The 12,757-nt window shown below is 39.3% G+C and carries 9 protein-coding genes; 5 read left to right on the top strand and 4 right to left on the bottom strand.

Annotation, left to right across the window (positions count from 1 at the left end; translation table 11 throughout):
* Positions 1–69 precede the first annotated feature (69 nt).
* Genes J1905_RS07440 through J1905_RS07430 form a run of 3 tightly spaced genes read left to right on the top strand, consistent with a single transcriptional unit; the run spans position 70 to position 6,635 of the window.
* The gene (locus J1905_RS07440; protein WP_250318030.1) at positions 70–3,696 is read left to right on the top strand and encodes a SusC/RagA family TonB-linked outer membrane protein; all 3,627 of its coding nucleotides are present in this window, start codon (positions 70–72) and stop codon (positions 3,694–3,696) included.
* A 4-nt stretch (positions 3,697–3,700) separates the two neighbouring features.
* Complete coding sequence (locus J1905_RS07435) at positions 3,701–5,101, top strand: RagB/SusD family nutrient uptake outer membrane protein (protein WP_214226641.1); 1,401 nt, start codon at positions 3,701–3,703, stop codon at positions 5,099–5,101.
* A 19-nt stretch (positions 5,102–5,120) separates the two neighbouring features.
* A complete protein-coding gene (locus tag J1905_RS07430; RefSeq protein ID WP_214226640.1) occupies positions 5,121–6,635 on the top strand; it encodes a TlpA family protein disulfide reductase in 1,515 nt (504 codons plus the stop codon).
* A gap of 50 nt (positions 6,636–6,685) precedes the next feature.
* On the opposite strand, the gene J1905_RS07425 is transcribed toward J1905_RS07430, so the two are convergent.
* From J1905_RS07425 to J1905_RS07415, 3 genes are all read right to left on the bottom strand, one after another.
* Positions 6,686–7,006 (bottom strand): hypothetical protein, encoded by a 321-nt coding sequence (locus J1905_RS07425; RefSeq protein ID WP_214226639.1) that lies wholly within the window; start codon positions 7,004–7,006, stop codon positions 6,686–6,688.
* A gap of 146 nt (positions 7,007–7,152) precedes the next feature.
* A complete protein-coding gene (locus J1905_RS07420) occupies positions 7,153–7,473 on the bottom strand; it encodes a DUF6520 family protein (RefSeq protein ID WP_214226638.1) in 321 nt (106 codons plus the stop codon).
* 302 nt (positions 7,474–7,775) lie between these two features.
* Positions 7,776–7,931, bottom strand: a complete 156-nt coding sequence (locus J1905_RS07415; protein WP_214226637.1) for a hypothetical protein — start codon at positions 7,929–7,931, stop codon at positions 7,776–7,778.
* Positions 7,932–8,073: 142 nt separating this feature from the next.
* On the opposite strand from J1905_RS07415, the gene J1905_RS07410 reads away from it, so the two are divergent.
* The gene (locus J1905_RS07410) at positions 8,074–9,108 is read left to right on the top strand and encodes a sensor histidine kinase (protein WP_214226636.1); all 1,035 of its coding nucleotides are present in this window, start codon (positions 8,074–8,076) and stop codon (positions 9,106–9,108) included.
* The gene (locus J1905_RS07405) at positions 9,105–9,815 is read left to right on the top strand and encodes a LytR/AlgR family response regulator transcription factor (protein ID WP_214226635.1); all 711 of its coding nucleotides are present in this window, start codon (positions 9,105–9,107) and stop codon (positions 9,813–9,815) included. The genes J1905_RS07410 and J1905_RS07405 overlap by 4 nt, the downstream gene beginning before the upstream one ends.
* Here the strand turns inward: J1905_RS07405 and J1905_RS07400 are convergent, their stop codons facing one another.
* Complete coding sequence (locus J1905_RS07400; RefSeq protein WP_214226634.1) at positions 9,816–12,632, bottom strand: lantibiotic dehydratase; 2,817 nt, start codon at positions 12,630–12,632, stop codon at positions 9,816–9,818.
* Positions 12,633–12,757: the final 125 nt, after the last annotated feature.

Raw genomic sequence — 12,757 nt, 5'->3', positions numbered from 1 at the left:
CGGCAAAGTTTGGGGTTAACATCATCCCGCTAGCGCAGTATATCAACTAACCCAAACCAAACCAAAAATATGAAAATTTTTGACTGTGGCGGCATATGCCGTCGCAAAGACAAAACACGGCTGTCGTCCTGGCTTAGAGGGCTGGACCCGGCTATTAAATGGAGGCTTTTTATGCGTATCAACTTTGTCGCATTTTTCTTGCTGTTTACCATCATGCATGTATCTGTTTCCGTTCATGCGCAGAAGATCACTTTGTCCATTGATAAAGCACCTTTAAAAACCGTTTTCAAAGAAATTGAAAAACAAAGCGGCTTTGAAGTATGGTATAACAACAACCTTCTGAAAGACACCAAGCCGGTCACTGTAAAGATGAGTGGAGATTTGAAATCGGTACTGGACAAAGTTTTTACAGACCAGCCACTTACTTATGAGATCGTAGACAAAACCATCGTAATTAAACGGAAGCCAGTTTCGGTCGTTGAGAAAATCACGAAGTTTATCAAAGCAATCAAGATCACCGGAACCGTTACGGATGAAAAAGGTAACCCACTGGTAGGCGTAACAGTAAGACTCAAAGGGACCAGTACCACTACGGTCACCGGACGGGATGGAAAATACATGATAGACGTTCCGGACGAAAATGCTGTACTGCTATTCTCCTATGTCGGATTCCAGACTATTGAACAATCTGTAGGCGATAAATCCAGCATAAACACTACACTTAAAGAAACCATTTCGAAACTGGAAGAATTTGAAATAGTCAGTACCGGTTATCAGAACATTCCCAAGGAACGGGTGACAGGATCGTTTGTTCAACTGGACAGCGCCCTTGTACAGAGAAGGGTTTCAACTAATATTCTAGACAGGGTCGATGGTATTAGTTCCGGTGTGCTGTTTAATGGTGAGGCAAACAAAAGTATAAATACCAATGGGTATTTCCCACGAAATTCGGGTTTTAATATCAGGGGGCAGAGTACGATCAATGCTTCTTCCGACCCTTTGATCGTACTCGATAACTTTCCTTATGAAGGAGAAATTAGCAATATCAACCCAAATGACATTGAATCAATCACGATCTTAAAGGACGCTGCTGCTGCTTCCATCTGGGGGGCAAGCGCAGGGAATGGCGTTGTGGTGATTACTACCAAAAAGGGGAAACTGAACCAAAGGACGAACGTTGAATTGAATACGAATCTAACCATAGGCAATAAACCTGATTTAAAGTATGACCGGAATTTCCTGAATGCCAAGGACTATATTGGGGTTGAATCTTATTTGTTCGAGCAAGGTTATTTCGATGATGATCTGAGCAATAACTCTTCTTTCCCCGCATTGTCACCCGTTGTATCCATCCTGGCAAAGCAAAGGGCAGGAGATATTACAGCTGATGCCGCGAAAGTGCAACTGGATATGATGGGGACAATGGATGTGCGCGATGATATCGGCAAATACATTTATCAGAAATCCATTAACCAGCAATATGCTTTAGGGATCAGGGGTGGCACAAAAGACCTTTCTTATTCCTTTTCAGTTGGCAGGGATGACAACAGGGATAACCTGGTCAGGAATACCTATGACCGGACTACGATTAACAGTACCAATACTTATACTGCCCTGAAAAACCTTGAACTTACAGTAGGATTAAACTATAGCCAGAATACAACACGTTTGAATAATCAATTCGGATATGGTGCAACAGATAGCTATGACATGTTCAATTTTAAATACAATTCCGTGTTGCCATATGCAAGGCTTGCAGATGGGAATGGCATGGCCCTTGCCATTCCCAGGAATTACAGTCAGGAATATATTGATCAAACACAGTTAAAGGGTTTTTTAGATTGGAACTACAGACCATTGGATGAACTGAACAATGCCGATAACAGCATACGGGTAAAAGATTTGTTGCTACGCTTTTCTGCTAAATACAGAATCATACCACAGATAACCGCAGAATTACAATATCAAAATGAACATCAAACGGTCAATACTCGAAATTATCAAGGCGAGAGTACCTATTATGCGCGAAACCTGATCAACCAGTTTTCAGTTTTCGATGAAGCGACAGGTACTTTTAATTATATTCTTCCTAAAGGTGGGATCTTAAACTTAGCGAATGATGTTTGGAACTCCAATAATTTCAGGGGACAATTCAACTATAATCAGGCTTTTAGAAAACATGATATATCAGCTATCGCAGGAGCAGAAGTAAGGGAAAGAAAAACCGAAGGATTCAACAGGCTAACATATGGCTACGATGACAGGTTTGGTAGCGGCGTTGGTGCATTGAACTATAATATTGCCTATGATATAAACCCTTCAGGAAGCGCATTTATTCCTGCTCCGACGACAGATGTTTTTGGTTCTTTATACAGATATATCTCTTACTATGCAAATGCCGCCTATACTTATGATCAGCGCTATATTTTCAGCATTAGTGGCAGGAGGGATGGTTCTAATATCTTCGGTGTAAAAACCAATGATAAGATTACCCCTTTGTGGTCAACTGGTATTGGATGGAATATAAACAGGGAGGATTTTTATTATGTAGCCTGGCTACCTCAGTTAAAGCTAAGGGCAACTTATGGTTACAACGGGAATGTATATCAGGGTTCCGCCTATCTGACCGGGTTTTATTCAACAGACAATATTACAGGTGCAAAGCTTATTGCGATAACCAATGCCCCCAATCCAGAGCTGCGCTGGGAGAGGGTTAAAAACATTAACCTTGGGCTTGATTTCAGCACAAAAGGAAACCGGGTAAGCGGAACAGTAGAATACTTCTGGAAAAATGGTCTGGATTTATTGCAACCCACCCCGCTGCCATCACAAACCGGCTTTTCTACCTACATGGCGAACACAGCAACTACAAAGGCAAACGGACTGGATCTAAGCCTGAACAGCCAGAATTTCAAAGGTGCATTTCTATGGAATTCAACATTCTTATTCAGTACGCTTCACGATAAACTGATACGGTATGATGTGCCGCAAACATCATCATCTTTCAGAACCAACGGTGGTTTTTCTGGTATCGTAGGTAAACCGTTATTTAGTATCTACAGTTATAAGTGGGCGGGACTTGACCCGGAAAATGGCGATCCTCAGGGTTTTCTCAATGGGAAAGTAAGTAAGGACTATAATGCAATTATAAGAAATTTTAGTCCTGACAGCCTTGTTTATAACGGAAGCTACCGCCCGACAGTATTCGGGGCAATACGAAATGATTTCAGCTATAAAGGGATCAGTTTAAGCGTCAACATTACTTACAAGTTTGGCTATGTGTTTCGACGTTCCTCGATATCGACAGACTATACCAATGTGTTGACTTACTTTGCCAATACTGATTTTGGGTTAAGGTGGCAAAACCCGGGAGACGAACAAAAGACAAATGTCCCATCGTTACGCTATCCGGAAGATAATAACAGAAGCAGCTTTTATACCTATTCAGAAACACTCGTCGAAAGTGGGAGCCACGTCCGGCTTCAGGATATCCGCTTAGGTTATGATATCCCGCTAAACAACCTGCTTAGAAGAAATTTCTTTTCCCGGTTGCAAGTATATGGCTATGCAAGTAATCTTGGCATAATCTGGAGAAAGAACAAGTATGGGATTGATCCGGATGCATTTGGTTATCGCGTCACGCATACCTTACCCAACCCTTTTTCAATCTCTTTTGGTGTTAATGCTAATTTTTAAGATCATGAAAAAATATACTTCGAAATATGCCTATCGCCTTTGTTTGTTCATCATGGTTGTTTCCTTGTTATCCTGCAAGAAGCAAAATGACTGGTTGGATGCAAAAAGGTTTATAGGAGATGTAACCCCGCAGACGATTGAGGATTACCAGGCTATATTTGATTATTCAGATGTGATCAATACTGATTTTGCCAATATCGGTTTAATCGGGACGGATAATCTGTTTATCAAAGACGCAAACTTTAACTCTGCACAACAGGCAGAGAGGGATGCCTATCTATGGAAAGCTACCATTTGGGATGGCCAGAACGGGGTATCAGGGGAATGGGATAGGTTATTTAAAAACATAGGATATGCCAATATTGTACTCGACGGGTTAAAAAAAATAGATGCTAAAGCAGTAGGCTATAATAATGTAAAGGGGCAGGCATTTTTCTTTCGAGCATTTGGCTATTATAACCTGGCGCAGCTTTTTTGCAAACAATATGATCCTCAAACGGCTTCAACTGATTTAGGGTTACCGCTACGCCAAAGTTCAGATGTCAATATCATTTATCCGAGGGCAACCCTGCAGCAAACCTATGATCAGATGTTAGCAGATATCAAACAGGCTATATCATTGCTGGACAAGGAACCTGCCCAAATGCGAAGGGCTGGACGTTTTGCAGCGTTGGCTCTTCTGGCAAAAGTTGAATTGATTATGGGTAACTACAAAGATGCTGGAATTGCTGCGGATCAAGTACTTCAAACAAAGAAAAGTTTGCTGGATTATAATAGCGATCCTGTATCGCAGGGAACAACTTATCGTTTCCCTGCATTGGGCCTTGGTAACCCGGAAATTCTATTCTATGCGTCTGTAAATGCCTGGGCTACCATACGACCGGCAACAAACAACAGGTCTTTTGTTTTTCCTGAGCTTATAGCAGCCTATGAAAGTAATGATTTAAGAAAAGCCCTTCTTTATGTTCCCAACGGGGCTGACTATAAATTCCGGGGCTGTTATACCGGCGGTTTTGAAACATTTTGTGGCATTGCATTGAATGAGGTCTACCTAATCCGGGCTGAGTGTTATGCAAGGCAGAACAATGTTGACGCTGCTATGGATGACATCAATACACTGCTTTCCAAAAGATATGTCACTGGGACATTCTCAAATCTGACTGCAACTAATGCAGAAGAAGCACTCAGAACGGTTTTAAGAGAGAGAAGAAAAGAACTACCATTTTCTGCAAATATTAGGTGGGAAGATTTACGGAGACTTAATAAAGACCCTCGTTTCCAGGTTACGATAACCCGTACAGTAAACGGCGAACAATATGTACTTCCGCCCAATAGTACTGCCTATGTACTACCAATTCCGCGAAGGGAAATAGAACTGAGTAAACTGGTACAAAACGAAAGATAACATTTCAACAATTAAGAAAATGAAAACAACATATAAACTACTGCTTATTACAATAATGATGGCAATTGGTCTGCTAGCCTCATTTTGTTTTGCTAATGAAGGAGGCAAAGATAGATGGGATATTGCAAAGGAGCAGGCAACCATAACCATTACCGTGGAATATAATGAAGCAAAACCAACGGATACACTTTCCCTTCTTTTGGAAAATGTCATTTACCGGGATAACAGGTATAACCTTGGAGTTTATGCCAAAAACGGCATCAACAAACGTTTCAGATTTGTAATCCCTGTTAACGATAATTGTGGATATTGGAAAATAATCAAGCCAAACAAAGGAACTATTGCGGACAACGGCGGGAAAGGCAGTGTAGTTGCTTTAACCAAATCATTTTTTTGGGAAGCTGGAGACGATATCTTTCTTAGCTTTTCCAATAAGGAGACTTTTGCAGGGGTATTTTCTACTTATTCTTTCTCCGGTAAAGGTGCGGAGAAATATGTGGTTCAAGGTAAAATATATGCCTTGCAAACTGATCCGGTAGAAAAACCAATATTTGATTCTCTATTCAATTATTCAGATCCAGGCAGGAATGTAATTAATGTTAAATTGAAAGCGCTGGAAGGGTTTAAAGGTGAAATGTCGGCGTTAAGCTATGACGTCATTAAAGCGGATATTATAGCCCAAAGCTTATGCAACGAGATATCAGGTCCAATTAAGAGTTATTTTGATGAGTATTTGAAAACGGCTCCGGATTCGACGAAACAACGGTTTCTTATAGCCTACAGGCGGCAACTTGCAGGCAAAGACTTTCAGGGTATATCAGTTGAAGGATTGAGTGAATCCGGACGATATTTTAAATACCTCCACGACCGGTTAAGGCAGGAGAGTTATTTCAAATTTGGAACTATCGATATGGAATGGATCTTTTCAGCCCTGCTGAAGGAAGGTAATACAAAGGCAAGAGACCGGGCAGTTGTATACCTATTTGGAAGTAATAAAAGATCTGAAAATGTTGAGTTATTGTATTCAAAGTCTAAAGAACTAATCAATGACAAATATTGTTTACTTGCGTTAAACAGGCTTATGGGTATTGGAGCCGGGTCAAAATTTGAATCATTTACCCTGACTGATACGTCAGGTAAATTAATTGATTTATCCATGTTTAAGGGAAAGGTGATCTTTATAGATTTCTGGAGTGAGGGATGCGGGGCATGTATCAATTTCTTTGAAAATGCTCTGTCTAAAGTGGAACAGGAGTTTGAATCCAATAATGACATTGTATTCATTTCTGTAAGCATTGACAGAAAAAAACAAAAATGGCTGGAAGGTGTTTCGAGTGGAAAATTCACATCGAAGGATGTGGTTAACCTTTATACAAGTGGAATGGGTGCGGATCATCCGATTTTTCTAAAGAACAGGATCGTGGCAACTCCACATACCATTTTAGTCGACAAATGGGGGTCAATAAAATATAACAATACCCAAAATCTTTATGAAAAGGAAGGATTAATCAAAGCAATTAAAGAGTTATTGTGATTGGGAGTAAGCGGCAGGATAAATATCGTCCTGCTGCTTTAGAATCGTGCTTAGAAGGCTGGTTGCCGTTCCAGGATAAGAATACTAATCTGGTTGTCAACCGCATATTGTGAGACAGTAGCCCCGAGCGTGAGGGTTGTTACTATTGTACAGGGCATGTCTACTGCTGTACCGCAATCTGGATTCGGAGTTGTAGAAAGATCATAGTTACTACCACTTTCACCAACCACATAGTAAGTGTTAAGTGTTGATTCGGATTTGGCCTCTGTTGGTGTTTCAGCTTTCGCTTCTTTGGTTTCTTTAGGATTACCGGCAAAAGATAAAGCAGTAGTGACCATCAGCAATGCTGCAGAGAAGATTACTTTTTTCATATTGTGCTAATTGGGAAGTGTTAAGAAATGAATTTGGAGCTTGGTAAAGGAAATTTATTTTGTCGGGAAGGATTGAGGGAGGCGACTATAGAGTTACTAAAATAAGTGATAGAACAACTTTTGTCCTATCACTTATGGAAAGATAATTAGAATGCAGGTTGTCTGTCTACGATGGTGATGTTAACCTGGTTGTCAACAGCGGATTTAGAAACAGAAGCACCGAGTGTCAGGTTTGTGGTGATCTTGCAAGGTTCGTCCTGCGCTGTACCACAATCAGGATTAGGAGCAGTTGAAAGATCATAATTACTTCCGGTTTCGCCCGTAATGTAATATGTGTTCAGGGTTACTTCTGATTTTGTCTCAGTTGGCGTTTCAGCTTTTGCTTCTTTAGTTTCTTTTGGATTACCGGCAAAAGAGAATGTAGCAGCAGCCATCAGCAATGCTGCAGAGAAGATTACTTTTTTCATAAAATTGATTTTTTGAAAATGATGAGAAAATGAAAACAAAAGAGTTGCTATCGCTGCCTCGGAGAGGTGCCTTTACTAGCGGTTAAAGTGTTTGGTTTATTCCGAATTGATTTAGGGATCAATGGGGCTAGGATTCAACGAATGCGCTATGAAATCAGGTAGATATACGCTTAAATATGATTAAGAACTTGCCGAATTTGCAGAGTCACGGTATCCAGTGGAAGGGTTCAAGAGCAGTTTAGTATTGTAAATTTGTAATTGTTTCAGATATGCCGGAATACCGGCATATCATAATCTGAATATTAACAGAATAAGCTACCTGTAGTTGCAGAAGTGGTAGTCGTAGTTCCTGTTGGAACTCCTGTTCCACTTGGGTTTTGACTTGTTTTACCTGAAGATTTTTTAAAAGAAAATATCGGGTTCATTTTTGATTTTGAAGTTTGGTTTTTCGTTTTCATAACTGTTTTTTAAAAGTTTATTTATGATTCTGACATAAAGATAGACAGGATAATTCCTTCTTTTTTTCTAAATGTGTAAATACTGTCTATTGTTGTGTGAACTACTGTGATTATTATGTAAACACCATTTAAATGATTTTTTATGCCACTAATTTCACGTTCTGGTTATAAGCAAATCCTACTACATTTTGTAGCCATCACGGTTTTTATTTGCTTCGAAATCTTGTATTTATCGACACAAGGGAAGGTAAGTGTTCAGAGTTCAATAATTAGGTATTCATATGAAATTGTATTCTTCTATTTTAGTGCTTTCCTTTTACTACCAAAGATTTGGATTGCATACTCAAATCAATGGTATCGCATCTTCTTTGTTGCATTGATAATTGCATTTTATACAGTATGCCTTTGTATCGTTGGATTAATAAACCTATCAATAAAGCAAGGACATATTATAACTGAGGTATCAGGAACTGTAATTATTATTTGTTCCTGGCGGGCTTTTTATATTACTCTTTTAACTATTGCTTACTCACTGGGACGTTTTAATATCGCAAAAACAAAAGAAGCATATGAACATAAAATGCGGAAAATCGACGCTGAAACAAAAATGGAGAATAACTTTATCCGAAGCCAGGTTAACCCGCATTTATTGTTTAATAGTTTGTCCTTTTTATATACTAAAGCCTTGAAAGAAACACCTGATGTGGCGAACACTATTTATTTATTAGTGTGTATGAGCGAATATGCCCTGGCTAATGAAAAGGAAGACGATCAGGTAATGTTGGAGAATGAAATCTTACAAATGCAACGATATGTTGAATTGCAACAAACACTCCATAACTATAGGCTTCACGTCACTATGAACCTAAACCTCCCGGATTATGATCTTGACATTTTCCTTCCACCTTTATTATTTATAAACTTTATTGAAAACGTATTTAAATATGGGAACCTAAATGACCAACATTCCCCCGCTAGGATTGAGTTTCAGGTTGACGAAAGAACACTAAAATTTTCAACCACGAACAAGGTAGAGAATTTACAACAAGCTTTAGGCAAAGGAATAGGGTCAGCAAATGCCCAGGCGAGGATCAAAAAACACTATGGTGACCAATCTGAAATAGTAATTTTTCACGCGGATAATATTTATACAGTTGAAATTACCATCAAATTATGAGTATCAGAATATTTTTAGTCGATGATGAAGACCACGCAATGGATTTGCTTACGATGTATGCAGAGCGGATTTCTGATGTTCAAATCGTTGGAAGGGAAACCGATCCCGCCAAAGCAGTGCGTATGATCCTCGATAAGGAAATTGTTGCTGATGCTGTATTTCTGGACATTGACATGCCTGTATTGGGTGGTCTGAGCTTTGCGGGTCTGGTCAGGCATCTTGTACAGGTCGTTTTTACAACGGCACATCGCCAGTATGCACCGGAATCCTATTTACATGATGCGGTAGACTATCTTCTGAAACCGGTCACTTTTGAGAGGTTCCTGGTAAGCCTAGAAAAATTAAGGCAAAGGTTAACCGCACAGAAGATAGGCAAGGCCACCCTTTTAGATCACATTTCCATTCCAGGTGATGGTAAAGGAACCTTTATTGTCCTGGAAACAAAAGATATTCTATATGTGCAGGGTTCATCAAATTATGTTACGATTTATACAGACACAAGAGAATACCTGACCAACTACTCGATGATAAAAGTCGAACAATTGCTTTATTCAAACCAATTCCTGAGGGTGCACAAATCTTATATTGTTAACCTCAGGAAGATTGTAAAAGCAGACAACGAGTCCATTTTTCTTACAAATGGAAAGGATATCCCTTTAAGTGAAACTTACCGGAAGCAATTCATGAACTTGATGAAACCCAGGTAATCAGCAATTAGAATCGACAAATGATTGGAGAGCAATTTTGCGCTTTATATCTTTCAAAACAAAATAGTAAATAATCATTTCATGTGTTCGCTGATGATCGCTGAACAGTCGGTTTACATGCATATGCAGGATATCCCTGAAAAGCTGCATTCTTCTTTCCTGCTTACAGTCTTGCAATACCTCAATAAAAGAATCAAGAAACAGAAAGAAGAGCCTTTCCTGTTCAGGAGATAAGATAACGCTATCAGCCTGTAAATACTGGCGATACCTTTCATTAAGGCTTTTAAAATCTTCGACCTTTAATTTATGCTCCTCATTAAAGTAATCCGAATTTGTCATAACAGAATTCATGAATTCGGTCTGGTCAAAAAGCCCAGCCTTTCTTACAGCTTCAAAGATTTTATGGCACAATTGATAACATTTCAGTTCTTCCGGTAAGTTCTTTAATAGTGCTAGTATAAAATTACTGTCATGATGAAAATGTAATTCTACAGCATCAATATGCTCCGGATGATACCTTTCCACTTCACGTTTATAAGTTTTAATCTGAATGTCGCTAACGATCCCGGTTTGTACGTCACCTGATAACCGTTTCGTTAAATCGGAAGTCAGGATATGACCTTTTGACTCATCGTTCATTTTGATACGTAAACGTAAGTGCTCACCGTTTTCATTATACCGGATGAAAAACCATTGCTCAATATCGGATTGATGATTATCTAGGAATGGAAGAACATATTCTTCAAGGATTGAGTTTGCCCTTATGGGATGACAATATATTTCGTAGTACAGCCAACTTGTTCCAGGGGGATAAATAGATTGGGTTGCTATTGCAGGGAGTTCTTCACCTGTTGGCATCCCTTTATAAATGGTTTCATCGTGGCTTATGGTCACTATGAATTCTGCAAGGTAAGGCTTGCCAAGAACATCAGTTACTGCGGTGTGGTTAGGAACAGCTACTTCAGTTAGTAATAAATCCGGCTCCTTAAGAATAACACGAATCAGCATTTCCATATCCTGATCATTATACAAATCAAAACACAATGTTTGGTCTGCTATTCCCGCTTTGAAATATCTCGTTACCTGTCTCGATTGTAAAAAGTATCTACACTTTTCTACGGTAGGTTTTTTGTCAAAGAATTTGATAACCTCTTTGATTCTCCATTTGCTAGTAGAGAGCAGGATGTTTTTATATTGAACTCTTGGGTAATATTTGAGCTTTGGAAAGATGTTCTCAAGTTTAAATATAGGAAAGGTCTGAATGCCCTGGTATTGCAAATCACAAAGCAACCTAAATACGGATAGGTCCGACCTTGTATAATTATAGGCTGAACACATCCTGGGAATAAGTCTTTTGTTCAGCATTTTTGAACGTAGGATAACCTTATTTCCTTTAACCGAAACCATTAGATCCGATAAGGTGATCGGGTGTTCAGTGGTGTCGTAATCCAATATGGATAACTGTGTACTGTAGATTTTTTCCCTGCGGTTGATATTGTCAACATGGCTTTCGTCCATATAAGCCAGATCAAAAAATACAACATCTGGATTGGCCTCTTGTTCTGCATTTGCGATAGCGTTACAATGCCTCGTTAAATCAACATCTCCAAGCGTAAAGCGTCCAAGTAGTGCATTTGCTGTGCATCCTCCAACACTCTCCACACAAATTAACTCATTGGCAATGGTAAGAATCATACTTAGTGAATTAGGTATTGGATCGGATTCCGAATCTTCCGGCAGCAGAGAATCACTCAGCAACAAAGTGGGCTTTGTTGTCGAGCCAGTTCCTAAAAGTGCATTCTTCAGGAATTCTTTAAAATTGTTGGCAGTTTTATTATTACTATCCCTGCCCGTAAATTGTTGCACAAAAACATCAGCTGTTGTAATGGATTCCAAATTACCATAACCAACACCAATTTCAGGGTCTAATGCAATCATCAATGGAATCTCGCGTTGTTCAAATTTTTGGATAAATCGTTGTATGAAACCTTCCAATCCTTCGGTTTTATTAGCTGGTGCAAGACGTTGTAAAATATTGAACATTCCCGGAAGGTGTTGGAGGGCGCCTGGGGGCAAGGTGCCTTCGGCAAAAGGACGCTGGGCGATAAGGTATTGAGGTGAGTCAGGAGTTAACTCTATATTTAATCGTTGAAAATAATCTTCACCGATAATGTTTGGATGAAGCTCGGTCAACAGCAGTTGAAGATCAAGTAACGCGTCAATTTTTTCGAGTACAACACTGTAACCTATATTTAAGGTCGCAAGCTTTTGGATCAAAGCGTTAATCCTAATACGCATCTGGCAAATGCTTAAGATCAATACCTCAAGAGGGTCAGGGTTATGGTCACATAACTCAAATCCGTCATCACTCTTCGCAATATAACGTAGCTTCTCCGAAACTAAATATTGTGTATTGTTACTGATAATGTAACAATCCTTTTTAATTAGCTCATCAACCGAAATACTTACAAGAGATTTTTGTGGCCAGTCAATAAACGCTTTTATGATCTGCTCATTCGCAACAACAATGGGAGCAGCATGTCCGGGTTCATTTAACTTAAACAGGCCATAACCTGCAAAAGAACCATAAGGTGTTGCCCTGAACTTTGCCCGGTTAAAATACTTCCATAAGGTGAACTTTACTTTTAGAGGCAGTACATCAAATTCCTCTGCACTAGTGTTTTTTATGGTTTCGTAGAATTGAGCTGAGGATACCGCTATAGCGGCTTTTAGTTCTTCCCAGTTGTTTTGAATTTCGTCCTGGTACGAAAATTTTGGTACTCTGAATAATACTGTCGGGTTAATATTTATTTTCATGAATCTTAAATCGGCTAGTTGAAAGGCATTGTTATCTATTTACTAGTCAGTGAAACAAAAGAAGACCCTTAGTGCGTTTGAATGTTTTTGTGGGTATTATCCTGCACAAAAGCATAATTTTCAGG

Origin of the sequence: Pedobacter sp. B4-66, from assembly GCF_018492665.1 — a bacterium.
Lineage (GTDB): Bacteria > Bacteroidota > Bacteroidia > Sphingobacteriales > Sphingobacteriaceae > Pedobacter.
This window is presented reverse-complemented; position numbering and strand designations above follow the sequence as displayed.